The organism is Brevundimonas viscosa, assembly GCF_900116065.1.
Classification (GTDB): Bacteria; Pseudomonadota; Alphaproteobacteria; order Caulobacterales; family Caulobacteraceae; genus Brevundimonas; species Brevundimonas viscosa.
Genome location: NZ_FOZV01000004.1, coordinates 293,151 through 317,704, shown reverse-complemented (window position 1 = coordinate 317,704; position 24,554 = coordinate 293,151). Strand labels below are relative to the sequence as shown.

Sequence of the window (24,554 nt, the reverse complement as noted above, 5' to 3'; positions counted from 1 at the left end):
ACACGATCAGCCCCGGCAGGATGCGCTGCAGCGTCGACAGGGTCGCCTCGTTGGCCACATAGCCCGAGGTGAACAGCAGCGCCGCCTCCTTCCGGTGCCAGCTGGCCAGCTCGGCCTCCAGGTCCACCGCCGAGCGCGTCGTGCCCGAGATGTTGCGCGTGCCCCCCGCCCCGGCCCCGGCCGCGTCGACCTCGGCCTTCATCGCCTCCAGCACCGCCGGATGCTGGCCCATGCCCAGGTAGTCGTTGGAGCACCAGACCACCACCTCCTGCTCCGACCCGTCCGCGCGGCGACGGATCGCCTTCGGAAACCGGCCGCGCACGCGCTTCAGGTCGGCGAAGACGCGATAACGCCCCTCCCCCTTCACCTGCTCAACGGCGGTCTGGAATGCAGCCTGGTAGTCGTACAAAGCGGCGGCTCTGCGCGGTGAAAATCACCCGCGTGATGCGCCCTGGCGGCCGATTTGTCCACGCAGACCGCCCGACAAATCGCCGCAAGACCTTAATTGATAACGGTTCGCAATATTTGTTCGCGTCAGGCGAGGGGCAGCTCGTCCAGCCGTCCGCGCAGCATCTGCAGGATGGCCGAGAAGTCGCGATCGCCGTAGCCGAGGCCGTTGAACATCTGGAACAGGGCCTCGGTCTGGGCGCCCAGCGGCGTCGAGGCGCCGGCCTTGGCCGCCGCGTCCTGGGCCAACTTCAGGTCCTTGAGCATCATGGCCGCAGCGAAGCCGCCGTCATAGTTGCGGTTGGACGGGGCGGTCGGCACCGGGCCGGGCCACGGGTAGTAGGTGGTGACGCTCCAGCTCTGGCCCGAGGACTTGGCGACGATGTCAAACATCTTCACCGGGTCCAGGCCCAGCTTCTCGGCCAGGCCGATGGCCTCGCAGGTGCCGAGCATGGTGATGCCGAGGATCATGTTGTTGCAGATCTTGGCCGCCTGCCCCGCCCCGTGGTCGCCGGCGCGGAAGGTGGCGCGGCTCATCGGCTCGAGGGCCGCCTCGATGCGGGCGAATGCCGGCTCGTCGCAGCCGACCATGAAGGCCAGCGTCCCGGCGTCGGCGGCCATGGTTCCGCCCGAGACCGGGGCGTCGGCGAAGGCGTAGCCGGCCTCCTTCGCCAGTCCGGCGACCTTGCGGGCGGTGTCCACGTCGATGGTTGAGCAGTCCAGCAGCAAGGCGGAGGTCGGCGCGGCGCCGATGATCTGCTCGCTGTAGACCTTCAGCACGTGCGGGCCGGCCGGGAGCATGGTGATGACGACGTCGGCGTTCTTCACCGCCTCGGCGACGGAGGCCGCCGGGGTGCAGCCGGCGGCGGCGGCCCGGTCGAGCGCCGCCTGCGACAGATCGAAGGCCATGACCGCGCGGCCGGCCTTCGCCTGGTTGGCGGCCATGCCGCCGCCCATGTTGCCGAGGCCGATGAAGGCGATGCGTTGGGTCATGGCGTCTCTCCCGTGTGATTGCGGGAGGGGTTAGCGCGGGCGGGGGCGATGCGCCAGCGCCCGTCCTTCGCTCACTCGGGCTTCTGGAAGGCGATCATGAACTGGCTGGTGCGGCCGCGGATCGACTCGTCGAAGACGTTGGCCGTGCGCGGATCCTCGTCGTTCCACAGGGCCGCCGCCTCGGAGCGAAGTTCGAACCCCGCGGCCTCGACCTCGCGCACGACGGCCGAACGGTCGATCCGGTGCAGCGAATCGGCGGCCAACAGTTCCGAACCGTCGACGGCGTGATGGTCGATGACGACGTACCAGCCGCCCGGCCTGAGGGCCTCGAAGACGGCGGCGTTGACCTTCGCCGCCGTGTCCGTCGCGAACGGCGCCAAGTGCAGGTCGTGATAGTTCTGGGCAGTGAAGACGAGGTCCAGTCCGCGGGGAAACTCCGGCGCGCCGATCGGCGAGCGGATCACGTCGACATTGGCCAGGCCGTCCGCGGCGTCGGCGGCCTCGCCGTAGGAGGCCTGGAAGGCGATGAACTCGGCCGGTTGCCACGCGGTGACATGCCCTCCGGGACCGACCGCGGCCGAGAAGGCGCGGGTGAAGTAGCCGCCGCCCATGATCATGTCGCCGACCTTCCAGCCGGGCTGGACGCCGGTGAAGCGCAGGGTCTGCTCGGTCATCCGGGCGGCGTCGCGGGCGCGATCCTCGTCGGTGCGGATCGGCGAGGCGAGGACGGCGGCGTAGTCGGTCCCGCCGGGCAGGGTCTGCACCGGCTCGGGGAAGGTCAGCGGCGGCGGGGTCTGTGCGGCCGCGGAGCCGGCGAGGAGCAGGCTGGCGGCGGCGGCGGCGAAAAGGCGGCTCATGCGGAGGTCCCTCCCTATGCAGGCTTGCGGAAACGGAACACGAAGCGGTCGGTGCGGCCGCGGATCGACTCGTCGAAGACGCTCAGGCTGCGACTGTCCTCGGGATTGCGCACCACCTCGGTGGCGCCGTCGTAGACGAAGCCGGCGGCCTCGACCTGGCGGCGCAGCTCGGCGGATTCGATACGGTGGAGGGTCCCGGCCACGGAGACGCCGGAGCCCGGCGCGGCCTCGTGGTCGAGGATGACGTAGAGGCCGCCGGGCTTCAGCGCCCGGAAGACGGCGGCGTTCATCGCCGCCACGTCGACGCCGAAGCGGGGGATGACGAAGTCGTGGTATTCCTCGCCCATGAAGACGACGTCCAGCGGGCGGTCGAAGGCCATCGTCTCCAGTGCGCCGGTCACGCGGCTGACGTTGCCATAGGTGGCGGCGAGACTGTCGGCGTAGGGGTTCTCGCGGGCCGAGGTCTGGTTGGGCACGAAGGCGTAGACGTGGCCGGACGGGCCGACCACCGGCGAGAACAGGTGGGTGAAGAAGCCCTCTTCAGGCCGGATGTCGGCGATCACGTCGCCGGGGCCGAGGCGCATGAAGGCCAGCATGTCGGCCGAGCGGCGCAGGCCGTCGCGGGCGCGATCCGCTTCCGGTCGGTTCGGATTGGCGAGGGCGGCGGCGTAGGCGTCCGCCGGAGCGACCTGATGGACGACGGTCGTCCCGCCGTCGGCGACGACGATGCAGCCGGACAGCGCCGCGGCGGCCAGCGAAAGGGCGACACTCGAAAGAAGGCGCATGGCGGGCTCCCCGGTTTCCTGAGACCGAGATACGCCGCCGCTTTCACATCGGATGCAAGCCCTCAGACCAGCGGCGACCACTCCTCCTCGTCCGGCAGCGGGGCGAACAGGGCGTCGATGGCGGCGTCGGACACGTCCTCCAGCGTGGCCGGCGACCATTGCGGGGCGTTGTCCTTGTCGACGATCACGGCGCGGACGCCTTCCTGGAAGTCGTGCGTGCGCACCACGCGGCCGCCGAGGCGGTATTCCATGGCCATGTTGTCGGCGAAGCTGTCGAGGCCGCGGCCGGCGCGCAGCTGGCGCAGGGTCACCTTGAGCGACTGCGGCGACTTGGTCTTCAGCACAGCCAGCTGGGCCAGGGCCCAGTCCGAGCCGTCGGCGTCGAGGGCGGCGAAGATGTCCTCCACGCGGTCATGGGCGAACAGGCGGTCGATGGCCGGCAGGTGGGGCTCGATCGGGGGCTCGCCGGGATCGGCCTCCAGCCCGTCGGCGACGTCGACCGGGTGGGCCGGGTCGGCGGCGAGGATGGCGCGGAAGGCCTCCAGCGCATCGGTCGGCAGGTAGTGGCTGTGGATGCCGAGGAAGACGGTGTCGGCCGCCTTGAGCCGCGCCCCGGTCAGGGCCAGCCAGGTCCCAACCTCCCCCGGCAGGCGCGGCAGGAACCAGCCGCCGCCGACGTCGGGGAACAGGCCGATGCCGGTCTCGGGCATGGCGTAGGTGGTCCGCTCGGTGGCGATGCGCACATCGGCCGGCTCGGAGATGCCGACCCCGCCGCCCATGACCACGCCGTCGACGAGGGCGGTGACCGGCTTGGGGTAGTCGAACAGCAGGTGGTTGAGCTTGTACTCGGTATCGAAGAAGGCGCGCGCCGCCGAGGCGTCCCCTGCCCCGCTCTCCGCGATCATGCGGATGTCGCCGCCGGCGCAGAAGCCGCGCTCGCCCGTATGGTCGATGAGGATCGACTTCACCGCCTCGTTCTCGCGCCACGCCAGCAGCGCCTCGATCATCGCCTCGCACATGGAAAGGTTGAGCGCGTGCAGCGCCTTGGGCCGGTTCAGGGTCAGGCGGCCGACGCCGGATTCGACGCGGGCGAGGACTTCGGGTTCGAGGGTCATGCGGGGCTGATACGGCGGCGCGGCCGCACGGTCCAGACTCAGGGCGTCGGCACCACCGTCAGGGTGTAGGGGATGAACAGACCAAGATCGAGCGGCCCGGATTGCCGCCACGTCACGCGGTTCTCTATGCCCGTCACCTGGACGCTGTAGCCCGCGCCGAAGGCGGCGCTGGCCTGCCGAGCGTCCCCGGCGATCAGGCCGAGGATGGCCGGCCGGTACTGCGGCGGATCGACGATCGACAGCTGCCAGTCGCCGCTGATGTCGGCCAGCGAGCGTCCGACCGGCTGCACCGCCTCGACGAAGTCCTCCAGCCGGCCCGAGGCCGAGTCGAGGGTGTCGTCCGCCCGGACAGGAGTCTTGACGATCAGGGTGGCCACACTGGTGTCGCTGCGCATGCCGTCGACGCCGAGGGTGAGGGTCGAAACCATCTCCTCGGTGAGCGGGACCAGAACCCCCTCCGTCTCGATCGACAGGTCGATGTCGGCGCGCCCGGCGGCGGAACGGGCCATGGCCCGAAGGGTGCGGGTCAGCTCGTCTCGCCGTCCGGCGGGCTCGCGGGTGTCGTTGACCACCCGTACCTCGGCGATGAGGTTGTCAGCCCGGCGGAACAGCTGGACAGCGGGAATGTCGTCGGGATCCCACTCGATCATGCGCGAGCCGGTGACGACGATCTCCTCGACGGAAGCGTCCTGCGCCATGGCCGGTGTGGCCAGCAGCGCGATGGCGGCGAAGACGAGCAGCTTCATAGTGTCCCTCCGCCGCGACTATTGCGCGAAAGGTCGGGTCCGTCACCCTGATCGCGGCCCTACTGCCGCACCATCTCCCGCGCGGTGATCACGCGCATGATCTCGTTGGTGCCCTCGAGAATCCTGTGCACCCGGAGGTCGCGGACGATGCGTTCCAGCGGGTAGTCCTTGAGATAGCCGTAGCCGCCGTGCAGTTGCAGGGCCTCGTCGGCGATCTGGAAGCAGGCGTCGGTGGCCAGACGCTTGGCCATGGCGCACCACTTGGTCTTCTCCGGATGGCCGGTGTCGATGGCCCAGGCCCCGCGCAGCACCATCAGCCGCGCCGCCTCCAGCTGGGTGGCCATGTCGGCCAGCTTGAATTGGGTGTTCTGGAAGTCGCCGATCGGACGGCCGAACTGTTTGCGGGTGGCGACGTACGCCTGCGCCGTCTCCAGCGCGAGGCGGGCGCCGCCCAGCGAGCAGGCGGCGATGTTCAGCCGGCCGCCGTCCAGCCCCATCATGGCGTAGCGGAAGCCGTCGCCCTCCTTGCCGAGCAGGTTCTCCGCCGGGATGCGGCAATCGTCGAAGCTGACGATGGCGGTGGGCTGGCTGTTCCAGCCCATCTTCTTCTCCTGGGCGCCGAAGGAAAGGCCCGGCGCATCCTTCTCGACCACGAAGGTCGAGATGCCCTTCGGCCCCTCTCCGCCCGTGCGGGCCATGACGACGTAGACGTCCGAGGTCCCGGCGCCCGAGATGAAGGCCTTGGAGCCGTTCAGCACCCAGTGGTCGCCGTCGCGCTTCGCCGTGGTGCGCAGGGCGGCGGCGTCGGATCCGGAGCCCGGCTCGGTCAGGCAGTAGGAGGCGATCCGCTCCATGGTGGTGAGCGAGGGGACGTAGCGGGCGCGCAGGTCGTCGGAGCCGAAGCTGTCGATCATCCACGTCGCCATGTTGTGGATCGAGATGAAGGCGGCGGTCGAGACGTCGCCGCGCGACAGCTCCTCGAAGATCACCGCCGCCTCGACCCGGCCCAGCGCCATGCCGCCGTGCTCCTCGCCCGCATAGATGCCGCAGAAGCCCATCTCGGCGGCGTGCTTCATGACGTCGACGGGGAAATGCTTGGTTTCGTCCCACTCGGCGCTGTGCGGGGCCAGTTCGGCCTCGGCGAAGGCGCGGGCGGCGTCCTGGATGGCGCGCTGGTCGTCGGTGAGGGCGAAGTCCATGGGCGATTTCCTCGAGTCGTTGGCCGCGCTTCTAGCGGAACCGGCGACAAACTGAACCCTCTCCCCGCGCCGCGGGCTTCGTCTATAAGCCCGGCCATGAGCACGCCCTTCGCCCCCGCCGCCTTCCCCTACGCCCGGCCCCGCCGGCTGCGCAGCGCGCCGTGGGTGCGCCGGCTGGTGGCGGAGACGACCCTGACCCCGGCCGACCTGGTCTGGCCGCTAATCGTCCACGACGGCGCGGAGGAGCGCATACCGGTGGCGTCGATGCCCGGTGTGTTCCGGCTGTCGCCGAAGGCGGCGGCGACCGCGGCCGTCGAGGCCCGCGACCTCGGCATCCCCATGGTGGCGCTGTTCCCCAACGTCGACGCGGCGATCAAGGACGGCGTCGGCACGGGCGCGACCGATCCGGACGGGCTGATCCCCGACTGCATCAAGGCCATCAAGGACGCGGCGCCGGAGGTCGGGGTCATGACCGACGTGGCGCTGGACTGCTTCACCGACCACGGCCACGACGGGGTGCTGGAGGACGGCCGCATCGTCAACGACGCGACGCTCGAGCGGCTGGCCGAGCAGGCCTTCATCCACGCCCACGCGGGCGCCGACGTGGTCGCGCCCTCGGACATGATGGACGGGCGGGTGCAGGCGATCCGGGAGGCGCTGGAGGCCAACGGCCTGCAGGACGTGCTGATCCTCTCCTACGCCGCCAAATACGCCTCGGCCTTCTACGGGCCGTATCGCGACGCCGTCGGGTCGGCCAAGGCGCTGAGCGGCGACAAGAAGACCTATCAGATGGACTACGCCAACTCCGATGAGGCGCTGCGCGAGGTGGCCATGGACATCGCCGAGGGCGCCGACGCGGTGATGGTCAAGCCGGGCATGCTGTACCTCGACATCGTGCGGCGGGTGTCCGAGACCTTCCGCGTGCCGACCTTCGCCTACCAGGTGTCGGGCGAGTACGCGATGATGCGGGCGGCCATGGCCAACGGCTGGCTGGACGAGGAGCGGGGCATCCTTGAGAGCCTGCACGCCTTCAAGCGCGCCGGCTGCGCGGGCGTGCTGAGCTACTTCGCCCCGCAGGCGGCGCGGCTGCTGGCCTGACTCCTGTCATCGCCGCCGCCGACATTGAACCTCGGCCGTTCCCTGCAGTTTGGCATGGATGGTTTCCTCCGGGTCTCGTGACGACAACCGCCTGTTCCTGCGCCGGACCGCACTGGTCCTCGCCGCGCTGGCCGCGCTCTGGCTGATCTGACAGCTGAGCGGGCCCCTGCTGCTGGCCTTCGGCGCAGTGATCGTCGCGGTGCTGCTGCGCACCATCGCCGATCCGATCGCCGAACGGACGCCGGTTCCGGACGGCGCGGCCGTGGTCATCGCGGCCCTGACGGTGGTGGCCCTGCTCTCGGCGGCGGTCTGGCTGTTCGGCTCGGTGATCGCCAGCCAGACCCGCGAGCTCGTGTCCAGCCTCCCCTCCTCGGCGGCGGAGCTGCAGTCGATGGTGGCCTCCTGGCCGTTCGGCGAACAGATCACGCGGCTGGACGGCTCAGGCCTGGTGGGCGGCATCGTTGGCCGCGTCGGCGGCTACGCCCTGACCACCCTGGGGGTGATCACCAGCCTGGTTCTCCTCGTCGTCGCCGGCGTCTTCCTGGCCGCCAGTCCACGCACCTACCGCGACGGGGTGGTGGTGCTGTTCCCGCCAGCGCGGCGCACCACCGTGCGCGAAGCCGCCGACACCACGGGCCGGGCCCTCAAAGCCTGGCTGACGGGCCAACTGGTGGACATGGTCGTGGTCGGGGTGCTGACCGGCGTCGGCGTGGCCCTGATCGGTCTGCCCTCGCCGCTGGCGTTGGGGCTGATCGCCGGCCTGCTGGCCTTCGTGGCGATCGTGGGGGCGATCGCCGGGGCCATTCCCGGCCTGCTACTGGCGGCCCAGGGCGGCTGGGAGCTGATGGGCTGGACCCTGCTGGTCTACGTGATTGTGCAGCAGGTCGAGGGCAACCTCATCTACCCTTTCATCCAGAAGCGCGCCGTGGAGTTGCCGCCGGTGCTGACCATGTTCGGCATCCTCGCATTCGGCGCCCTGTTCGGATTCGCCGGGGTGCTGGTGGCGGCGCCGCTGCTGGTCGTCCTGTTCGTCAACGTCCGGCTGCTCTACCTGCGCAAGACGCTGGGCGAGGACATTTCGGTGCCGGGCGAAGTCGCGACACCGCCGGTCAGGGCGGTCAGGGCCGCATCGTCAAGCCGTCCCAGGCGACCTCGACGTTCGCCGGAAGAATAGCCGACACGGCGCTGTAATCCATGTCGAGATGCAGGTTTGTCAGCACGGCCCGCTCCACCCCGGCGCGGGCGATCCATTCGAGGGTGCGATCGAGGTGGGCGTGGGTCGGGTGCGGCGTCCAGCGCAGGGCGTCGACGATCCACAGCTGACAGCCGCGCAGCGCCGCCAACGCGGTCCCGTCGAGATCGGAGACATCCGGCGAATAGGCGAACGGCCCCAGCCGGTAGCCGACCGAGCGGATCGGCCCATGCCCCTGGTCGAAAGCGACGACGGGAACCGCGCCCCCCGGGCCGTCGATCGACCAGGCCTCGCCGTGAGGCGGCAGCGGACGGGCCTCGAGGATGGCCGGGTAGCCGTTGACGCTCTCGAAGATGTAGCCGAAGCGCCCGGTCAGGGCGGCGCGGGTCGGTCCGTCCATGAAAGCCGGGATGCGCCGGCGGGCGTGCATGGCGAAGACGCGCAGGTCGTCGAGACCGTGGGTCTGGTCGGCGTGGTCGTGGGTGTAGAGCACGGCGTCGACATGGCGGACCTGCGCCGCCAGCATCTGCTGGCGCAGGTCGGGCGAGGTGTCGATCAGCACGCTGGTCACGCCGTCGAGCCCGTGCCGACGGACCAGTAGCGAGCAACGCAGACGGCGGTTCTTCGGCTCGGCCGGGTCGCAGAGACCCCAGTCGCCGTCGCCGCGCGGCACCCCGCCGGACGAGCCGCAGCCGAGGACGACGACCTCCAGCTCGCCCGCCGCCGCCGTCATGCGCCCTCCGGCCGTGGAATGCTGTCGAACAGGGCGAAGAAGGCGTCGGTGGTGCGGGCTTCGGCCTCGGCGCGGGACCAGCCGCGGATCTCGGCCAGCTTGTCGAGCACGTGGCCGACGTAGGCCGGCTCGTTGCGCCGTCCGCGGTGGGGCACGGGGGCCAGATAGGGGCAGTCGGTCTCGACGATGATGCGGTCGGCGGGCATGGCCGCCACGATCTCCCGCACTTCCGTCGCCGCTTTGAAGGTGGCGATGCCCGAGACCGAGAACCACGCGCCGAGTTCCGCGGCCTTTTCCGCCAGTCGCGGTCCGGATGTGTAGCAGTGCATGAGAAAGCGGAATGTCGCCGCCGCCTGCTCCTCCTCGAGGATGGCGGCCATGACCTCGTCGGCTTCGCGAGTGTGGACCACAAGCGGCAGGCCGGTGCGGCGCGCGGCCTCGATGTGCTGGCGGAACACCGCCGCCTGCACATCGCGGGGGCTGAGATCGTAGTGGAAGTCGAGCCCGCACTCGCCGATGCCGACCACCTTCGGGCGCGCCGCCAGCTCGGTCAGCCGGTCGGCGGCCAGGTCTTCGTAGTGCCGCGCCTCGTGCGGATGGACGCCGACCGTGCACCAGATGTCGTCGTGGGCCATGGCCAGACTGTGCGTCGCCTCGAAGGTCGCCAGCCGGTCGGATATCTCGACCATCAGGCCCACCCCGGCCGCGCGGGCCCGGGCGATCACGGCGTCGCGATCCTCGTCGAACTGCGGTGCGTGCAGGTTGACGTGGCTGTCGATGATCATGCGCGGCCCGCCTTGGTGCGTTGCAGGTCGGCGAGCGCGCCGGCCAGCACGTCGCCACGGTCGAGGTTGATGGCCGCGGCCCGGTCCGGCAGCTCGGACAGGCGGCTCCACAGCTCGGCCCAGCGGGCGCCCGCCGCTCCTTCCTCCAGCGCACGCACCTTCACCGCCGCGGTCAGCCGGTCCATCAGCACTTCGAACCGCGCCTGCCCCTCGGCGCCGCGGAATTTGTCGGCCACCGCCATGGCCTCCGCCCGGTCGAGGCTGTCGGCCGCGACCCAGGCCTGGGCCAGCTGGTCGGCCTCCAGCGTCGCGCCCGAGGCCAGCGCCAACGCCTGCCCCGGCGAGCCGGCGGCCATGGCGGCGATGCGGGCCGCCTCGGCCGACGACACGCCGGTGCGATTGCGCACCAGTTCCTCCAGCGCATGGACCGGCCAGACGGGGAAGGCCAGGCGTCGGCAGCGCGAGCGGATGGTGGCCAGCAGCCGGCCCGGCGCATGGGTGACGAGGAACAGCACGCCGCGCTCGGGCGGCTCTTCAAGAACCTTCAGCAAGGCATTGGCGGCGTTAAGGTTCAGATCGTCGGCGGCGTCGATGATGGCGACCCGCGCCTGGGCCTGCGACGGGCTCTTCGAGAAGAACTCCGGCAGTTCGCGGGCCTGGTCGACGGAGATCGACTTCTTCGTCTTGCCACCTTCCACCGCACGCTCCAGCACCAGCAGGTCGGGGTGGGCCTGGGCGGAGATCAGCCGCGCCACCGGGTCGGACGGGCTGGTTCCGAGCAGGCCGCGGGACGGATCGGGGGCCGCGCCCAGCAGTCGGCGGGCGGCGCGGTAGGCGAAGGTCGCCTTGCCCGAGCCCTCCACGCCGCACAGCAGCCAGGCGTGGTGCAGCCGGCCCTTGCGCTGCGCGTCGAGGAAGGCGGCCTCGGCCGCCGCATCCGGGACCAGGTCGAAACGGTCGCGCGGATGCTCGCTCACAGCAGCCGCTCCGCGACGGCCGCCCATACCCGCGCAGCCACCGTCTCCGGATCGCCGTCGGCGTCGATGATCACGCAGCGCTCGGGATGAGCGGCGGCGATCTCGCGAAACCCCTGCCGAAGACGCTCGTGGAAGGCCAGACCTTTGGATTCGAAACGGGTCTCGAACAGGCCGCGACCGAAGGCCCGCTCCAGGCCGACCTCCACGGGCAGATCGAAGACCAGGGTCAGGTCAGGCTGCGTAGCGTCGACGACGGCCGCGTCCAGCATCTCGATGAAGGCGGCCGCGACCCCGCCGCCGGCGCCCTGGTAGGCGCGGCTGGAATCGGCGAAGCGATCACACACCACCCACCGCCCGACGGCCAGGGCGGGTCGGATGGTGCGCTCCAGATGATCCGAGCGAGCCGCGAACATCAGGAGGGTTTCCGTCATCGGCGACCACCGTCCGGCGTCGCCGTTGAGCGCGAGGTTGCGAATCTCCTCCGCACCGTCGGAACCGCCCGGCTCGCGGGTCTGCAGCACCTCGAGATCGCGGGCGCGCAGGCGATCCACCAGACGCGCCACCTGGGTCGACTTGCCCGTTCCCTCGCCGCCTTCGAAGGTGATGAATCTGCCTTGGGTCACGGGCGCACAATGGCGACGCCGGCCCGCTTCGCAAGGGGTTCAGACGCCGGAGACCGCGGTGGCCTCGGGATAACCTCGCGACATCACGGCGCGCCGCGAGCGCTCGGCCGCGTCGGCGTCCGGCCACGGTCCCACCAGCACCCGCCAGGCGCCCGGCCCGACGATGTCCACCGTGGCGCTTCCGCCGAGGTGGTCGGCGGCGCGACGTGCGGCGCGTGCATCGGCCCAGGTCCCCGCCTGAACCCAGACCCCGCCGCGCGGCGCGGCTGGCGCGGACGCGCCCGGCGCCGGCGACGGGACGGGTGTGGGCGTGCCGGCCACCTGGGCGTAGGGAACAGGCCCCGGCGCGGCTCGAGCCTCCGCCTGCTGCAGCACGGTTCCGCCGCCGAGCCTCGGGGCGCGCCCGAGATAGCGCACCCTCACCTCGCCGACGCCGGCGCGGCGCAGGTCGAGGGCGTCGGCGGCGCCTCTCGACAGGTCGATGATGCGACCGTCCACGAACGGCCCCCGGTCGTTGACGCGCAGCACCACCCGCCGGCCATTGGCCAGGTTGGTGACCTCCACCAGCCCCGGGAGTGGCAGCGTCTTGTGGGCGGCGGTCAGGGCGTTCATGTCGAAGCGCTCGCCGGTGGCGGTGGGCCGACCGTGGAACTGGTCTCCGTACCAGGACGCGAGGCCGGTCTCGTCGTAGTCCGGCTGCTCCTCCGGTCGATACCAGCGGCCGCGGATCTGGTACGGGCGCATGGTGCCCGAGACGATCGGCGCGGGATCCGTCACCACCGGAACCCCGCCGACACCGGCCCCGCGCGGCCCGCTGGCGCACGCCGCGACCAGCGACAGCAACAGCGCTGCGAGAAGTCCCTTGAGAAGTTTGGTCGCCATGCCCCAGCTCCGGATGAACGGAAGGATCGCAGGCAAGATTTCCGCTTTGGTTAACAGCAGGCTTATGCGCTATGCGGCCTCTCCGCCCTGTGCGGCGCGGACAGGTGGCCGAGTGGTTTAAGGCAGCGGTCTTGAAAACCGCCGTGGGTGCAAGCCCACCGTGGGTTCGAATCCCACCCTGTCCGCCAGCACGGCGACGTCGTCTTCGCCCGGTGATCCGTGCTAAGATGGAGCGTCGCCACCGCCGGGGGTCGTGATGGCCGTCAGGAGAAACCGCGCCAGCACGTACCGCGCACGCCCGGAACGCAGCCGCCTGCGGTCCCTCGCATGTCTGCTGGCCACGGGGCTGGCCCTGTGCCTGCCAGACCGTCCGCTGGCCGTCCCGGCCCTGTCCCCGGAATGGCGACCGCCGCGCCTCGTCGCCCGCCCGCACGCTGCCGAGCCTCTCCCCGAGCCGCAGCCGCGGAATCTCAGCCAGACGGAGTTCGATCACGTCTGGAGCCAGGTGAAATACGCCATGGCTGCATGCAACAGCGCCGTGGATGGCGTGCAGCTGGCGTGGCGCACCCACGGTCACTTCCCTGGTGATGCGGCCTTGCAGGCCGTCCGGGAACGTTGCAGGCGCGCCTCCGCCGAGGTCGGGGAGGTCGCCATTCCGGTCTCCGCCCGCGATGGCGTCGCGGTCATGCTCGGGCAGGCGCGTGAGGCCTGCCAGCGCAGCATGGTGGAGAAGCAGCTGGGTCTGACCGCGCTCAGGCGCCTGGCCGAGGCGCCGCCGGACAGCATGGAAGCCTATGAAGCCCGCATCCGGTTCGAAGCTGTCTCGCGCGGTTCAATCAACTGCGGGACCAGCTTCGCCGCCGCCGCCGCCGCCGGACGGCTTCGCATGACGGAACTGGAGGTCGGCGGCGCCTGACGCGATGTGGCGCTCACGGGTCGGGCGCCGCCGGGAGGCTGTCGAGCTGCTCGGTGGAGAACGCCCGAAGGTGATCAAGCATGGCCGCCCGCATGTGCTCCAGCCGCTCGGCGCAGGCCGTCCGCGCCCGGCGGACGAAGGCAAGCATCTGCGCCAGCTCGGCCGACGTGAGCCGGTCCGGTCGGCGCGTGCGCGTGGCCACGCCGGCAAGCAGCGGTCGATCCCCGACATGGCGCAACAGGGCCACCGCCTCGGTCTGGCCCACCAGCCGCGCATTGGGTCCCATGAGCTCGTCCCGGAAGGCGCAAAGATGACGGTAGAAGGTCAGGCTCCCCGACGGACCGGCGGCGTCGGCTTCGCCCGCCAGCCCGAGCCGGCGCGCCTCCTCGAAACAGTCGACGAACTGGACCACGCCGTGACGCAGGAGGGCGATCTCGACAAGCGCCTCCGGCCCCCTCGGATCCGGCGCCGGCCGCCGGCTGCGCGCGTGGAGCTCGGAGAGCGCCTGCACCGCCTGGTCCATAGCCGCCAGAACGGCCGCGGCCTCGGCCAGCCGCCGCGCTTGCGGTCCGTCGAGCAGCCGCACGTCGCGAGTTCCCAGCGGAGCGGACGCGATATCATGGCGGCGGCGAAACAGGGCGGCGAGGGCGACCATGGGGCGAGCATACCGTCCGCTGGCGATTCCCGCGCCGGGATCGGCGTCCTGGCCGCCGTCGCCATGATGGTTTTCATCCTTGTTGCGCTGGAGGATCGGCGCCCGGGATCGCTGAGCGCGAGCGCTCCCGGGTGAGTCGACCGCGTGGTGGCGCAGTCGGAGTCGGAGGCTGGCGACACTCCGCAGTCGTCCACTCATCTGCCGGACCGCTGGCCGGACGTTGACCAAGCAACCAAGGGCGCCGACGTCGGCGGCGAGTTCCTCCAGGGCGCGCCCGTGACCGTCTGCTGCGACCCCGCCGAGACAGAGGTTTACGCGCCGGGGGCCGCCTGCCTCAGAACCGGAAGCCGGCATGAAGCGGCTGGCCGTCGAGGGTGGCGCTGACGACCAACTGCTGGCCGTCGGTGAGGTCCATGACGCAGTCGCCGCCGTGGCTGCCCGAGCCGTCATCCTCGGCGATCGCCCCGGCCGCCCACGAGAACCGGACGACATCGCCGTTCCGCTCCATCACGGGCTCCGCGAAAGTGGCGATTCGGCGTCGCAGGACGCCGTCGGCGCGCAGTTGCGCCGGCGTGGCGATGCCCCGCTCCAGCACATACCGGCAATGGTAGGCGGCCTTCTCCACCGGATCTTCGAGGCGGTCGACCTCGGGCTCGAGACAGCCTGCCACGGCGAGGCCCAGCAGTCCGGCCGTGAAGATCATGCGAAGCTTCGCGGGAGCGGGCATGGAGGCTCCGTCGGTCAAAAGGGCAAAGGCGCGAGCAACAGGAAGCCGTTGAGCGTCAGCAAGGTCCCGAGGCCGCCGAGAACCGCAGACGCAATCAGGACCGGACGATTGAGCGCCAGGATGGCCACGGAACCGAGCACCAGCGCCAACTGCAGACAAACCTCGGCGAGGTCGAAATTGTTGTCCCGTCGGGACGCCGCCTCGAACTGGGCCTCGAAATTCTGGGCCCGGGCGCTGATCTGCTTCTTGCCTTCGCCGCGCAGCGGATCGTCGGGAGCCGCAGGGTCGGGCTCGTTGTCGTAGCGGGCGACGGTCGCGACATAGGCGGCCTTGCGATCCTCGAGTCGCTGGCGCTCGGCCGCCGAGAGGTCCTCCGCCAGCAAGGCCGTCTCGATGTCCTCGGCGGCGATTTCGTAGGCGGTCTGGCGTATGTTCTTGGCTTGGAAAAAGGCCCAGGTGTCGCTCGCGCCGATGTTGCTGGCGATCATGTCGTCGGTGGCGTTTCCGCCGCCCATTCCGCCGATCGCCAGGATCGCCGCCAGCATGGCGATCAGAAGGGCGGCCCGACTTCTGAAGCGGTCAGCGTCTGCGTGCTCGGCCTTCTCCTCGGCGAGCTCCGAAATAAGGTCCGCTGCGTCCCCCGAATCCATCTCGCCCCCCGGCCGGTTCTCCCGCGTAGCCTCGCCGCCCCCGCGGCCGAAATCAAGCATTCGTTGTATTGCGGACGGCGGCTCGGCCGCCTTGAGTCGGCGCGGACGGTCCCCTAGGACGGACTGTGGGAGAGAAATTTCATTGCGTCGAAAAGCCTTGGCGTCGCGCATTATCCCGGGGGAAGAGATGAGAACTCGTTGTAAGGCGGCCGCCTGCGCCCTCATGCTGTGTGCGCCGGCGGCGACGGCCCATGCAACGCCCCAACCGGAAGGCGAGCTCCGTCACCCGCGCCTGGTGGTCACGATCGTCATCGACCAGTTCGGCAGCGACCTGTTCAACCAGTACCGGCCGGTCTTCACCGGCGGTTTGCGCAGGCTCGCGGACGAGGGGGTGGTCTACGCCAACGGCTACCAGACCCACGGCATGACGGAGACCTGCCCGGGCCACTCGACGGTGCTGACCGGGGTGCATCCGAACCGGACCGGCATCGCCGCAAACGACTGGCTCGACCGCGCCACCGGCGAGGAGATTTACTGCCTGGCGGCCCCGGAGAACCGCCTGGCCGACGGCGGTCAGGGCGAGAACGGCCCGGTCGGCCCGGACAACCTGCGCGCCAGCGGCTTCGGCGACTGGCTGAAGGCGGCGAGCCCCGGAAGCCGCGTGTTCGCCGTCTCGGGCAAGGATCGGGGCGCCATCAACCTGGCCGGGTCGCACGCTGACGGGACGTTCTGGTGGGCGGACGGTTTCGGTTTCACCACCTATCTCCGGCCTGGAGAAGAGGCCGCAGACCGGCTGCGACCGGTGAGCGCGCTGAATGCGACGTTGCAGGCCCGGATGGAGACGCGGCCCGCGCTTTGGGAGCCGATGTCTGGCCGCTGCGCCGCCCTCGCCGGGGACTGGCCGATCGGAGACGGGGTCCTGCATTCCACCGTGCCGCCGCAGCGACTGGTGGTCGACACCTCGCCGGTGCTTGACGAATTGACCGTCGAGGCCGCCATCGCCCTGTTGCGGGATCAGGGGCTTGGCCGGGGTTCCGCGACGGATCTGCTGGGCGTCAGCCTCTCGGGCACCGACCGGATCGCGCACCGCTATGGCTCTCAAGGGCCCGAGATGTGCCAGCAGTTGCTGCGTATGGACGCCGCCCTTGGCCGGCTGGTCGAGGCCTTGAGCGAGGTTCCGGAGACGCTGGTGGTGCTCACTGCGGACCACGGGGGATCCGACTTCGCGGAACGGCTCGAGGCTCGCGGCTATCCCGAGGCCGGCCGCATGGATCCCGGTGTGATGGCCCGGCTGAACGCGGCCGTGCGCGACCGCTTCCACCTCGGCTTCGATGCGCTGAAGGCCGACGGGTCCAACATCTATGTCATGGGCGACGACGGGACCGTCCCGGATCAGCTGCGGCGGGAGGTCGCGTCGGCCGTGGCGGGCATGCTGCGTGTGGAGCCGGGCGTGATCGACGCCTTCACGATCGACGAACTGCTCGCCACGCCTTCGGCGGCGCGGAACATTCATCCCGACCTGCTCGGGTTGCGCGAACGGATCGCTCTGAGCACCTCGCCCGTCCGCTCGGCCGACGTGATCTTCGCCCTGGAGCCCGGCATGACGCCGTTCCCGGGAGCGGCAGGCGGCTATGTCGCCGGCCATGGCACCCCATGGGACTACGACCGCCGGGTGCCTATCGTCTTCTGGACCCGCGGACAGACGGGTCAGGAGCGCACCCTGCCGGTGCGGACCGTGGACATCGCCCCGACCCTGGCCCACGCCGCCGGCCTGGCGGCGCCGCCCGATCTGGACGGCCGGTGCCTCGGCCTCGCCCCGCTGGCGCGGCCCTGCGCCGGCGAAGGGGCGGGGACCGACCGCTGATGGGCCGGTCCCGCGGGGTTCGTCTTACGGCGTTTCGGTGATCAGCAGCGTGGCCGCGGCCGTGCCGCCGCCGAAGGTGCCGACCCAGACGTCGTAGGTCCCGCTCTGCGGACGGTTGAAGCGCACCTCGGCGTCGCCGTCGCCCCAGCTGTCGTCATCGCAGTACCAGCGGCCGTCGGGCCCGTTGATGATCAGGGTGGTGTCGGTCGAGGAGCGGGTGCGGAACACCAGCGGCAGGCCGCCGGCGCTGTAGGTCACCTCGAAGTCCGGCGCGGCGCTGATGTTCCCGACGCAGGCGCCGGGCAGGTCCGTGTCGGTGTAGGCGTCGATTGAGCCGCCCGCGGTGATCGAGACGCGATACGGGTCCGGCGTGAAGCCGGCGTTCAGGCGAATCTCACCGAAGTTGGCGGTCAGGCCGGCATTCTGGGCGTGGGCGACGGCCGGAGACAGGACGGCGGCCGCGAGGGCGAGGCCGCAAACGATGGACTTCATGATGGTTCCCCCCCGGCACAAGCGCCGGATCGGGAATCTCTCGCGCCGAAAACCACAACCGTCAAGCGAACGGCGCCGCACGGGGCATGCGACGGAGAACAACGATCGGCGTCGCGAGCCCGCCGAGCCCACCTCTTCCGGGCTTGCACGTTCCAACGTTACAGCATATTGGAACAGCTATGTCCGCACCCTATCCCCCCGGAGCCGACGCGACCGCCCGCAACCGGGTCGCCCTTTACGATGCGATTCTTGCACTCAGGTCCCGTGAGGAAGTTGACGCCTTCCTGACCGATCTCTGCACCCCGGCGGAGCTGCGGGCCTTCACCGAACGGTGGCAGGTGGCGCGGCTGCTTCATGCGGGCGGCCGCTCCTACCGCGAGATCGCCGCCGAGGCGCACGCCAGTCCGACCACCGTCGTCCGCGTCGCCCGCTTCCTCAAAGAGATGCCGCACCAGGGCTACCGCCTGGTGCTGGATCGCCTGAAAGCCTGAGTTTCCGCCATGAGCACAGTACAGGGGCGGCTTCGCATCGCCGTCCAGAAGTCCGGCCGCCTGGCCGAGCGCAGCCTCGACCTCGTCCGCGACGCCGGACTGCGCGTCGTCAAGGGCAACAATGACCTGCTCTACCGGGTCGAGAACTACCCCATCGACCTGCTGCGGGTGCGCGACGACGACATCCCGACCTTCGTCGCCGACGGCGTCTGCGACCTCGGCATTGTGGGAGAGAACGTGCTTGAGGAGGGCCGCAACGGCGGACCGATGGCGGAGGTCGTCATGCCCCTCGGCTTCGGTCGCTGCACCCTGAAGATCGCCGCGCCCCCCGCCCTGGACTATGCCGGCCCGGCTTCGCTGCAGGGCCTGCGCGTCGCGACCTCGTATCCGCGCGTCCTCCGCCGCTGGCTCGAGGCGGAAGGCGTGCAGGCGGACATCGTCACCATGCGCGGCGCGGTCGAGGTGGCCCCGCGGCTGAAGCTGGCCCAGGCCATCTGCGACCTGGTCTCCACCGGCGCCACCCTGGAGGCCAACGGGCTAGCGGCGCGCGACACCGTGCTGGACAGCCAGGCCGTTCTGATCCGGGCCCCGACGGCGCCCGAGCCGGCGCTGGCCGAACTGCTGGACAGCATCGTCGAGCGCATGGCCGGCGTGGTCGCCTCGCAGGGGGCGAAGTACGTGATGCTGAACGCCCCGCGCAGCGCCCTGGACGAGATCGCCGCCATCCTGCCCGGCGCCGGAGCCCCGACGGTCATGCCGCTTTCGGGCCGCGACGACGCCGTGGCGGTGCACGCCGTGTGCCAGGAAGCGGTGTTCTGGGAGACGCTGGAACGGCTCAAGGCGGCCGGCGCTTCCGCCATTCTCGTCCTGCCCATCGAGAAGATGATGTGATGCGCCTGATCGACTGGAGCTCGCTGGACGCAACCGGGCGCGAAGCCGCCCTCGCCCGCCCCGCCCGTCGGGGCGACCCGGCCGTGGTCGACGGGGTGCGGGCCATCCTTGAGGACGTGCAGGCCCGCGGCGGAACCGCCGTCACCGAATGGAGCCTGAAACTCGACGGCGCGCCGCCCCGCCGCATCGCCATCACCCCGGAGGTCGAGGCGGCCGCCCGCGCCGCCCTGCCGCCCTCCGCCACCCGGGCCCTGCGGATCGCCGCCGAGAACGTGCGCGTCTTCCACGAGGCGACCCGCCCCGGGGACTCGCCGTGGATCGAGACCACGCCCGGGGTGCGCTCCCGCCTCGCCTGGCGGCCGATCCGTTCGGCCGGCCTCTACGTGCCCGGCGGCACAGCCCCCCTGTTCTCCTCGCTCCTCATGCAGGCCATTCCCGCGGCGGTGGCCGGGGTGAGGCGCCGCGTCGCCGTGACCCCGCCCCCGCGCGACGGCGAACCGCATCCGGCGATGATCGCCGCCGCGGCCGAGGCCGGGCTGGAGGCCCTGTGGCTGGTCGGCGGCGCCCAGGCTATCGCCGCCCTGACCTTCGGCGCCGTCTTGGATGACGGCGAGATCGAGCCCGTCGACAAGCTGTTCGGCCCGGGCAACGCCTGGGTGGCCGAAGCCAAGAAGCAGGCGACCGCCCTGTCAGGGGGGCCGGCCGTCGACATGCCCGCCGGTCCCTCGGAGCTGATGGTGATCGCCGATCGCGACGCCGATCCGGAGATCGTCGCCGCCGACCTGCTCAGCCAAGCCGAGCACGACGCCGACGCCCAGGTGCTGCTGGTCTCCGACAGTCGCGGCCTGATCGAGGCGACGCTCGACGAGGTCGAGCGCCAGCTGGAGACCCTGCCCCGCGCCGATGTCGCCCGCGCCTCGCTGGCGCAGGGCCGCGTCATACGCGTACGCGATCTCGCCGGGGCCCGCGAGGCGGCCAACGCCTACGGGCCCGAGCACCTGTCGATCCAGACCGTCGACGCCGAGGCGCTGCTGCCCGGCATCGAGGCGGCTGGAGCCGTGTTCGTCGGCCGCTGGGCCGCCGAGACGCTGGGCGACTATGCCGCGGGACCGAGCCACGTGCTGCCGACCGACGGGGCCGCCCGGACCCTGGGCGGCATTTGCACCGCCAGCTTCATGACCTGGATGTCGGTCCAGTCCGTCACCGAGGCGGGGGCGGCGCAGCTGGCTCCGGCGGCGGCGCGCCTCGCCCGCATGGAGGGGCTGGAGGCCCACGCCCGCGCCGCCGATCTGAGGACCGGATCATGAGCCCCCTGCCCGCGCCCTTCCCGCCGCTCGTCGCCGCCGGCGACGGTCTGGAACGCTACCCGGCGGGGCCGGCGGCCCTGTCGGCGCGCATGGCCGAGGTCTACGGCGTGCCGGCCGACAGCGTGCTGCCGGTGCGCGGCGTGACCCACGGGCTCGAGCTGGTCTGGCGCATGGCGGCGCGCGCCGGTCTGGCGGTCGAGGCGCCGGAGGCGCAGCCCTATCTCGCCCTGACCGACCTCTACCCCAGCCCTCCGGCGGGCGCCGGCGTCGCCGCCGTGGTCGTGCGCGGCGGGGCTTCGCCGGAGACGTTGGCGGGTACGGCCGCCCGCGTCGCCCCCGCCCTGCTCGTCGTCGACGAGGGCCCCATCGAGTTCGAAGACGCTGCCTCGGCGGCCACGGTGATCGCCGACCAGCCCAACCTGGTCGTGCTGCGCAGCCTGTCGCTGGCGTACGGTCTGGCGGGCGCCCGAGTGGGCGCGGCGCTGGGCTGGCCGGAGGCGCTGGCGCGGCTGGCGGCGGTGATGGAGCCGCACGCCCTGCCGACGCCCTCGGCGCGGATGGCGCTGCAGGCGTTGGACCCTTCCCGGATGATCGAAACCGCCGAGCGGATCGCCGCGGTCAGGCGGGAACGCGCCCGGCTCGCGTCGGCGCTGGCGATACGGATGCCGGTCGAGCCCGGCGAAGGCCCGACTCTGCTCGTGCATCCTCAGGACATCGACGCGACGCTGGCCGATCTCGCCCGGCTCGGCGTGCCGGCTGACCGGGACGGCGACCGTCTTCGCCTGCCGGTGGCGGCGAAGACGGCGGTGAACGATCGCCTGCTGACGGCGCTGCGCCTCGCCCCTGCCGCGGCCCGTCCGAACCGCACCGGAGAGGCGGTGCGCGACACGAAGGAGACGCGGATCGTCTGCGCCGTCGACCTCGACGCGGCCGGGCCGGTGCGCATCGCCACCGGCGTCGGCTTCTTCGACCACATGCTGGAGCAGGTGGCGGCCCACGGCGGCTTTTCGCTGCGGCTGGCCTGCGAGGGCGATCTGCACACCGATCCCCACCACACCATCGAGGACTGCGCCATCGCTCTGGGCCAGGCTCTGAGGCAGGCCCTCGGCGAACGTCGCGGCATCGCTCGTTACGGCTTCGTCCTGCCCATGGACGAGGCCGAAGCGAAGGTGTCGATCGATCTGTCTGGACGGCCATTTCCGGTGTTCGACGGAAACTTCGCCACGCCCTTCATCGGCGACTACCGCACCGACCTGACGGCCCACGTGTTCCGCTCGCTGGCCGAGCACCTCGGCGCAGCCATCCACGTCTCCGTGACGGGCGACGACGACCACCACAAGACCGAGGCGGTCTACAAGGCCTTCGGCCGCGCCCTGCGCCAGGCGATCCGCGTCGAGGGCGAGGCGGTGCCCAGCACCAAGGGGGTGCTGTGAGCGAGGTCGCGGTCCTCTCCTACGGCGCCGGCAATCTCGCCTCGGTGAGCTTCGCTCTCGAACGGCTGGGCGCCCGCGTGCATCTGGTCGACACGGCGGAGGCGGTCGCCGCCGCCGAACGGCTGATCCTGCCCGGCGTCGGAGCCGCGGGCTACGCCATGGCCCGGCTTGGCGAGCTGGGCCTGATCGAGTCGATCCGCGCCTTCACCCGCCCCCTGCTCGGCGTCTGCCTCGGTCAGCAGCTGCTGTTCGAGACCAGCGAGGAAGGCGGCGGCGCCCCGTTGCTGGGCCTGATCCCCGGAGAGGTCCGACGCCTGCAGGCCGGCCCCGGCCGCACCGTGCCGCACATGGGCTGGTCGCGGCTGGAGATCATGCGCGACGACCCGCTGCTGGAAGGCCTCGGCGATGAGAGCTGGGCCTATTTCGTGCACAGCTTCGTCTGTCCGGACGGGCCCACGACGCTCGCCCGCGCCGACTACGGCGATCCGGTCCCGGCGGCGGTGCGTATGGCGAACCGCTGGGGATGCCAGTTTCACCCCGAACGCTCGTCCGGGACGGGCGCCCGCATCCTGCGCAACTTTCTGGAGCTGCCCGCGTGACCGTCTATCCCGCCATCGACCTGAAGTACGGCGTCTGCGTGCGGCTGATGCATGGGCGGTTCGACCAGGTGACCAACTATGACGAGCAGCCGGCCGCCCGTCTGGCCGCGTTCGCCGCCGCCGGCGCGGCGTGGGTCCACATCGTCGATCTGGACGGAGCCGAGGCAGGACAGGCCCGGCAACACGCGCTGATCGGCGAATTGACGCGCGCCGTCGACGTCCGCATCCAGTCGGGCGGCGGGGTGCGCTCCCGGAGCGACGTGGAGGCGCTGCTGGAGGCCGGGGTCAGCCGCGTGGTGGTGGGTTCGCTGGCCGTGACCGATCCGGAAACGGTGGCGGGGTGGCTGGCCGACTTCGGCGCGGAGCGGATCACCCTCGCGATCGACGTGAAGGCCGACGGCGACCGCTACGTCCCCGCCCTCAAGGGCTGGACGGAGGCCGCCGAGGTCGACCTCTGGGCGGCGCTCGATCGCTACCCGCCGGGGACCGCACATCACCTGCTGGTCACCGACGTCGGCCGCGACGGCGCCCTGACCGGCCCCAACCTCGACCTGCTGGCGCAGATCGTGGCGCGGCGGCCCGACCTGGCGGTGCAGGCGTCCGGCGGCGTCGCCACGCTGGACGACCTCGCCGCGGCCCGGCGCCTCGGCTGCGCCGGGGCCATCGTCGGCCGGGCGCTGTACGAGGGGCGCTTCTCGCTCGAGCAGGCCCTGGCCGCATGACAGCGCGTCGCATCATTCCCTGTCTCGACGTCAAGGACGGCCGGGTGGTCAAGGGCGTCCGCTTCGAGGGTCACGTCGACATGGGCGACGCCGCCGAGCTGGCGGCCCGCTATCGCGACGCCGGGGCCGACGAGCTCGTCTTCTACGACATCACCGCCAGCCCCGAGGGGCGAACGCTCGACTACGGCTGGGTGCGCGACATCGCGCGGCTGCTGGACATACCGTTCTGCGTCGCCGGCGGCATCCGCACCGTCGAGCAGGCCGGCCGCTGCCTCGACAGCGGGGCGGACAAAGTGTCGGTAAACACCCCGGCGCTGCAGCGGCCCGAGCTGGTCGGCGAGCTGGCCGGACGGTTCGGCGGCCAGAGCGTGGTCGTCGGCGTCGATTCCCGACGCAGCGGCGACGACTGGATGGTGCATCAGTACACGGGCGATCCGTCGCGCAGCGGGGCCGCGGGCCGGCGAACGCTGGACTGGATCGTCGAGGCGCAGGACCTGGGCGCCGGCGAGATCGTCCTGAACTGCATGGACGAGGACGGCGTCCGGCGCGGATACGACCTGGAGCAGCTGAAGGCGGCGCGGGCGCGGCTGACCGTTCCCCTGGTGGCGTCGGGCGGCGCCGGCGAGGCCCGGCACTTCCGCGAGGTGTTCGAGCAGGCCGACGTCTCGGGCGCGCTGGCGGCCAGCGTGTTCCACTCGGGGGCGCTGGCCATTCCGGAACTGAAGGCGGCCCTCGCGGTCGCCGGGATCGAGGTGCGGCCATGATCGACATCGACGGCGTGGATTTCGCCAAGGGCGGCGGCCTCGTCCCTGTCGTGGTGCAGGACGCCGCCACCCTGCAGGTGCTGACGCTCGCTTACATGGACCGGGCGGCGCTGGAGGAGACCGTGGCGTCGCGCGAGGCGACCTTCTTTTCGCGCTCGCGCGGCGGGCGCTGGCGCAAGGGCGAGACCTCCGGAAATCGGCTCGACGTGGTCTCGATCATGCCCGACTGCGACGCGGACGCCCTTGTGCTGAAGGTGCGTCCTCGAGGCCCCGCCTGCCACCTCGGAAGCACCAGCTGCTTCGGCGCCGAAGATGCGCCGGGGCTCGGCCGGCTGGCGCGACTGGAGGCGACCATCGCGGCCCGCGCCGCGGCCGACCCGGCGACCAGCTGGACCGCGCGCCTTCTGGCCGAGGGCCCCAAGCGGGCGGCCCAGAAGGTCGGCGAGGAGGGCGTTGAGACGGCGCTGGCGGGCGCCGCCGGGCCTGACGAGGAGCTGGCCTCCGAAGCGGCGGACCTGCTCTACCACCTGCTGGTGCTGCTGCGCGCGCGCGGCCTGCCCCTGCAGGCGGTGCTCGATGTGCTGGATGCGCGGGCGACGGCCGGGGGCTGA

27 protein-coding genes, 1 tRNA gene and 1 pseudogene are annotated in these 24,554 nt (G+C 71.4%); 13 read left to right on the top strand and 16 right to left on the bottom strand.

The features are described from left to right. The 7 genes and pseudogenes from BM333_RS10095 to BM333_RS10065 form a co-directional block, all read right to left on the bottom strand. A partial coding sequence (locus BM333_RS10095) for an aminotransferase class I/II-fold pyridoxal phosphate-dependent enzyme (RefSeq protein WP_143105806.1) occupies positions 1 to 409 on the bottom strand: 409 nt, incomplete at its 3' end. A gap of 125 nt (positions 410 to 534) precedes the next feature. After that, positions 535 to 1,446, bottom strand: a pseudogene (mmsB, locus tag BM333_RS10090) (3-hydroxyisobutyrate dehydrogenase); the annotation flags it as partial. Between the two features lie 65 nt (positions 1,447 to 1,511). Continuing rightward, entirely contained in the window at positions 1,512 to 2,297 is a 786-nt protein-coding gene (locus BM333_RS10085) for a class I SAM-dependent methyltransferase (protein WP_092310678.1), read from the bottom strand. 14 nt (positions 2,298 to 2,311) lie between these two features. Continuing rightward, the gene (locus BM333_RS10080; RefSeq protein WP_092310675.1) at positions 2,312 to 3,082 is read right to left on the bottom strand and encodes a class I SAM-dependent methyltransferase; all 771 of its coding nucleotides are present in this window, start codon (positions 3,080 to 3,082) and stop codon (positions 2,312 to 2,314) included. 62 nt (positions 3,083 to 3,144) lie between these two features. Beyond that, positions 3,145 to 4,197 carry an enoyl-CoA hydratase/isomerase family protein gene (locus BM333_RS10075; RefSeq protein WP_092310672.1) on the bottom strand — a complete coding sequence of 351 codons (1,053 nt, stop codon included), beginning with the start codon at positions 4,195 to 4,197 and terminating at the stop codon, positions 3,145 to 3,147. A 38-nt stretch (positions 4,198 to 4,235) separates the two neighbouring features. Continuing rightward, positions 4,236 to 4,943 carry a hypothetical protein gene (locus BM333_RS10070; protein WP_092310669.1) on the bottom strand — a complete coding sequence of 236 codons (708 nt, stop codon included), beginning with the start codon at positions 4,941 to 4,943 and terminating at the stop codon, positions 4,236 to 4,238. Positions 4,944 to 5,002: 59 nt separating this feature from the next. Further along, positions 5,003 to 6,142: an isobutyryl-CoA dehydrogenase gene (locus tag BM333_RS10065; protein ID WP_092310666.1), complete on the bottom strand. Its 1,140-nt coding sequence runs from the start codon at positions 6,140 to 6,142 to the stop codon at positions 5,003 to 5,005. 96 nt (positions 6,143 to 6,238) lie between these two features. On the opposite strand from BM333_RS10065, the gene hemB reads away from it, so the two are divergent. Continuing rightward, on the top strand, positions 6,239 to 7,240 hold the full coding sequence (gene hemB, locus BM333_RS10060) for a porphobilinogen synthase (RefSeq protein WP_092310663.1): 1,002 nt from the start codon (positions 6,239 to 6,241) through the stop codon (positions 7,238 to 7,240). 154 nt (positions 7,241 to 7,394) lie between these two features. Continuing rightward, complete coding sequence (locus BM333_RS10055; protein WP_092310660.1) at positions 7,395 to 8,414, top strand: AI-2E family transporter; 1,020 nt, start codon at positions 7,395 to 7,397, stop codon at positions 8,412 to 8,414. Here BM333_RS10055 and BM333_RS10050 read toward each other — a convergent pair. The 5 genes from BM333_RS10050 to BM333_RS10030 are packed head-to-tail and all read right to left on the bottom strand — an operon-like array spanning position 8,359 to position 12,432. Next, positions 8,359 to 9,165 carry an MBL fold metallo-hydrolase gene (locus BM333_RS10050; protein ID WP_092310657.1) on the bottom strand — a complete coding sequence of 269 codons (807 nt, stop codon included), beginning with the start codon at positions 9,163 to 9,165 and terminating at the stop codon, positions 8,359 to 8,361. The two genes, BM333_RS10055 and BM333_RS10050, sit on opposite strands and share 56 nt — an antisense overlap. Further along, positions 9,162 to 9,950, bottom strand: coding sequence for a TatD family hydrolase (locus tag BM333_RS10045; RefSeq protein ID WP_092310654.1), 789 nt, complete (start codon positions 9,948 to 9,950; stop codon positions 9,162 to 9,164). Before BM333_RS10045 ends, BM333_RS10050 begins: the two co-directional genes overlap by 4 nt. Further along, on the bottom strand, positions 9,947 to 10,927 hold the full coding sequence (locus BM333_RS10040; RefSeq protein ID WP_092310766.1) for a DNA polymerase III subunit delta': 981 nt from the start codon (positions 10,925 to 10,927) through the stop codon (positions 9,947 to 9,949). Before BM333_RS10040 ends, BM333_RS10045 begins: the two co-directional genes overlap by 4 nt. Then, a complete protein-coding gene (gene tmk / locus BM333_RS10035; RefSeq protein ID WP_092310652.1) occupies positions 10,924 to 11,550 on the bottom strand; it encodes a dTMP kinase in 627 nt (208 codons plus the stop codon). The genes BM333_RS10040 and tmk overlap by 4 nt, the downstream gene beginning before the upstream one ends. Before the next feature lie 39 nt (positions 11,551 to 11,589). Continuing rightward, positions 11,590 to 12,432: a septal ring lytic transglycosylase RlpA family protein gene (locus BM333_RS10030; RefSeq protein WP_092310649.1), complete on the bottom strand. Its 843-nt coding sequence runs from the start codon at positions 12,430 to 12,432 to the stop codon at positions 11,590 to 11,592. A gap of 98 nt (positions 12,433 to 12,530) precedes the next feature. Here BM333_RS10030 and BM333_RS10025 point away from each other — a divergent pair. Together BM333_RS10025 and BM333_RS10020 are read left to right on the top strand one after the other, a co-directional pair. Then, positions 12,531 to 12,620, top strand: a tRNA-Ser gene (locus tag BM333_RS10025). Positions 12,621 to 12,688: 68 nt separating this feature from the next. Next, the gene (locus BM333_RS10020; RefSeq protein ID WP_092310646.1) at positions 12,689 to 13,348 is read left to right on the top strand and encodes a hypothetical protein; all 660 of its coding nucleotides are present in this window, start codon (positions 12,689 to 12,691) and stop codon (positions 13,346 to 13,348) included. Between the two features lie 13 nt (positions 13,349 to 13,361). Here BM333_RS10020 and BM333_RS10015 read toward each other — a convergent pair whose 3' ends face one another. The 3 genes from BM333_RS10015 to BM333_RS10005 form a co-directional block, all read right to left on the bottom strand. Beyond that, positions 13,362 to 14,003 (bottom strand): hypothetical protein, encoded by a 642-nt coding sequence (locus BM333_RS10015; protein ID WP_092310643.1) that lies wholly within the window; start codon positions 14,001 to 14,003, stop codon positions 13,362 to 13,364. A 334-nt stretch (positions 14,004 to 14,337) separates the two neighbouring features. After that, complete coding sequence (locus BM333_RS10010) at positions 14,338 to 14,730, bottom strand: hypothetical protein (protein WP_143105805.1); 393 nt, start codon at positions 14,728 to 14,730, stop codon at positions 14,338 to 14,340. 14 nt (positions 14,731 to 14,744) lie between these two features. Beyond that, positions 14,745 to 15,551, bottom strand: coding sequence for a DUF4337 domain-containing protein (locus BM333_RS10005; RefSeq protein WP_177221858.1), 807 nt, complete (start codon positions 15,549 to 15,551; stop codon positions 14,745 to 14,747). 16 nt (positions 15,552 to 15,567) lie between these two features. Between BM333_RS10005 and BM333_RS10000 the strand changes: the two genes are divergently transcribed. Then, positions 15,568 to 17,244, top strand: coding sequence for an alkaline phosphatase family protein (locus BM333_RS10000; protein WP_092310637.1), 1,677 nt, complete (start codon positions 15,568 to 15,570; stop codon positions 17,242 to 17,244). A gap of 24 nt (positions 17,245 to 17,268) precedes the next feature. On the opposite strand, the gene BM333_RS09995 is transcribed toward BM333_RS10000, so the two are convergent. Then, positions 17,269 to 17,736 (bottom strand): hypothetical protein, encoded by a 468-nt coding sequence (locus tag BM333_RS09995; protein ID WP_092310634.1) that lies wholly within the window; start codon positions 17,734 to 17,736, stop codon positions 17,269 to 17,271. Positions 17,737 to 17,915: 179 nt separating this feature from the next. On the opposite strand from BM333_RS09995, the gene BM333_RS09990 reads away from it, so the two are divergent. The 8 genes from BM333_RS09990 to hisIE are packed head-to-tail and all read left to right on the top strand — an operon-like array spanning position 17,916 to position 24,554. Then, positions 17,916 to 18,227, top strand: coding sequence for a YerC/YecD family TrpR-related protein (locus BM333_RS09990; protein ID WP_092310630.1), 312 nt, complete (start codon positions 17,916 to 17,918; stop codon positions 18,225 to 18,227). A gap of 9 nt (positions 18,228 to 18,236) precedes the next feature. Then, positions 18,237 to 19,118: an ATP phosphoribosyltransferase gene (gene hisG / locus BM333_RS09985; protein WP_092310627.1), complete on the top strand. Its 882-nt coding sequence runs from the start codon at positions 18,237 to 18,239 to the stop codon at positions 19,116 to 19,118. Further along, positions 19,118 to 20,425, top strand: coding sequence for a histidinol dehydrogenase (gene hisD, locus BM333_RS09980; RefSeq protein ID WP_092310624.1), 1,308 nt, complete (start codon positions 19,118 to 19,120; stop codon positions 20,423 to 20,425). The genes hisG and hisD overlap by 1 nt, the downstream gene beginning before the upstream one ends. Continuing rightward, positions 20,422 to 21,858, top strand: a complete 1,437-nt coding sequence (gene hisB / locus BM333_RS09975) for an imidazoleglycerol-phosphate dehydratase HisB (RefSeq protein WP_177221857.1) — start codon at positions 20,422 to 20,424, stop codon at positions 21,856 to 21,858. Before hisD ends, hisB begins: the two co-directional genes overlap by 4 nt. Next, complete coding sequence (hisH, locus tag BM333_RS09970) at positions 21,855 to 22,457, top strand: imidazole glycerol phosphate synthase subunit HisH (RefSeq protein WP_092310621.1); 603 nt, start codon at positions 21,855 to 21,857, stop codon at positions 22,455 to 22,457. The genes hisB and hisH overlap by 4 nt, the downstream gene beginning before the upstream one ends. Further along, positions 22,454 to 23,179 (top strand): 1-(5-phosphoribosyl)-5-[(5-phosphoribosylamino)methylideneamino]imidazole-4-carboxamide isomerase, encoded by a 726-nt coding sequence (gene hisA, locus BM333_RS09965; RefSeq protein ID WP_092310617.1) that lies wholly within the window; start codon positions 22,454 to 22,456, stop codon positions 23,177 to 23,179. The genes hisH and hisA overlap by 4 nt, the downstream gene beginning before the upstream one ends. Then, positions 23,176 to 23,943, top strand: a complete 768-nt coding sequence (gene hisF / locus BM333_RS09960) for an imidazole glycerol phosphate synthase subunit HisF (RefSeq protein WP_092310614.1) — start codon at positions 23,176 to 23,178, stop codon at positions 23,941 to 23,943. Before hisA ends, hisF begins: the two co-directional genes overlap by 4 nt. Continuing rightward, complete coding sequence (hisIE, locus tag BM333_RS09955; protein WP_092310611.1) at positions 23,940 to 24,554, top strand: bifunctional phosphoribosyl-AMP cyclohydrolase/phosphoribosyl-ATP diphosphatase HisIE; 615 nt, start codon at positions 23,940 to 23,942, stop codon at positions 24,552 to 24,554. Before hisF ends, hisIE begins: the two co-directional genes overlap by 4 nt.

Bases quoted from the DNA above. Each gene is read 5' to 3' on its own strand.
- BM333_RS10050 (WP_092310657.1), bottom strand. From the start codon at position 9,165: ATGACGGCGGCGGCGGGCGAGCTGGAGGTCGTCGTCCTCGGCTGCGGC.
- BM333_RS10065 (WP_092310666.1), bottom strand. From the start codon at position 6,142: ATGGACTTCGCCCTCACCGACGACCAGCGCGCCATCCAGGACGCCGCC.
- hisIE (WP_092310611.1), top strand. From the start codon at position 23,940: ATGATCGACATCGACGGCGTGGATTTCGCCAAGGGCGGCGGCCTCGTC.
- BM333_RS10085 (WP_092310678.1), bottom strand. From the start codon at position 2,297: ATGAGCCGCCTTTTCGCCGCCGCCGCCGCCAGCCTGCTCCTCGCCGGC.
- BM333_RS10070 (WP_092310669.1), bottom strand. From the start codon at position 4,943: ATGAAGCTGCTCGTCTTCGCCGCCATCGCGCTGCTGGCCACACCGGCC.
- BM333_RS10030 (WP_092310649.1), bottom strand. From the start codon at position 12,432: ATGGCGACCAAACTTCTCAAGGGACTTCTCGCAGCGCTGTTGCTGTCG.
- hisD (WP_092310624.1), top strand. From the start codon at position 19,118: ATGCGCCTGATCGACTGGAGCTCGCTGGACGCAACCGGGCGCGAAGCC.
- hemB (WP_092310663.1), top strand. From the start codon at position 6,239: ATGAGCACGCCCTTCGCCCCCGCCGCCTTCCCCTACGCCCGGCCCCGC.
- hisB (WP_177221857.1), top strand. From the start codon at position 20,422: ATGAGCCCCCTGCCCGCGCCCTTCCCGCCGCTCGTCGCCGCCGGCGAC.
- BM333_RS10010 (WP_143105805.1), bottom strand. From the start codon at position 14,730: ATGCCCGCTCCCGCGAAGCTTCGCATGATCTTCACGGCCGGACTGCTG.
- hisG (WP_092310627.1), top strand. From the start codon at position 18,237: ATGAGCACAGTACAGGGGCGGCTTCGCATCGCCGTCCAGAAGTCCGGC.
- BM333_RS10020 (WP_092310646.1), top strand. From the start codon at position 12,689: ATGGCCGTCAGGAGAAACCGCGCCAGCACGTACCGCGCACGCCCGGAA.
- BM333_RS10005 (WP_177221858.1), bottom strand. From the start codon at position 15,551: ATGCGCGACGCCAAGGCTTTTCGACGCAATGAAATTTCTCTCCCACAG.
- BM333_RS10075 (WP_092310672.1), bottom strand. From the start codon at position 4,197: ATGACCCTCGAACCCGAAGTCCTCGCCCGCGTCGAATCCGGCGTCGGC.
- hisF (WP_092310614.1), top strand. From the start codon at position 23,176: ATGACAGCGCGTCGCATCATTCCCTGTCTCGACGTCAAGGACGGCCGG.
- BM333_RS10045 (WP_092310654.1), bottom strand. From the start codon at position 9,950: ATGATCATCGACAGCCACGTCAACCTGCACGCACCGCAGTTCGACGAG.
- BM333_RS10080 (WP_092310675.1), bottom strand. From the start codon at position 3,082: ATGCGCCTTCTTTCGAGTGTCGCCCTTTCGCTGGCCGCCGCGGCGCTG.
- BM333_RS09995 (WP_092310634.1), bottom strand. From the start codon at position 17,736: ATGAAGTCCATCGTTTGCGGCCTCGCCCTCGCGGCCGCCGTCCTGTCT.
- BM333_RS09990 (WP_092310630.1), top strand. From the start codon at position 17,916: ATGTCCGCACCCTATCCCCCCGGAGCCGACGCGACCGCCCGCAACCGG.
- BM333_RS10000 (WP_092310637.1), top strand. From the start codon at position 15,568: ATGAGAACTCGTTGTAAGGCGGCCGCCTGCGCCCTCATGCTGTGTGCG.
- BM333_RS10015 (WP_092310643.1), bottom strand. From the start codon at position 14,003: ATGGTCGCCCTCGCCGCCCTGTTTCGCCGCCGCCATGATATCGCGTCC.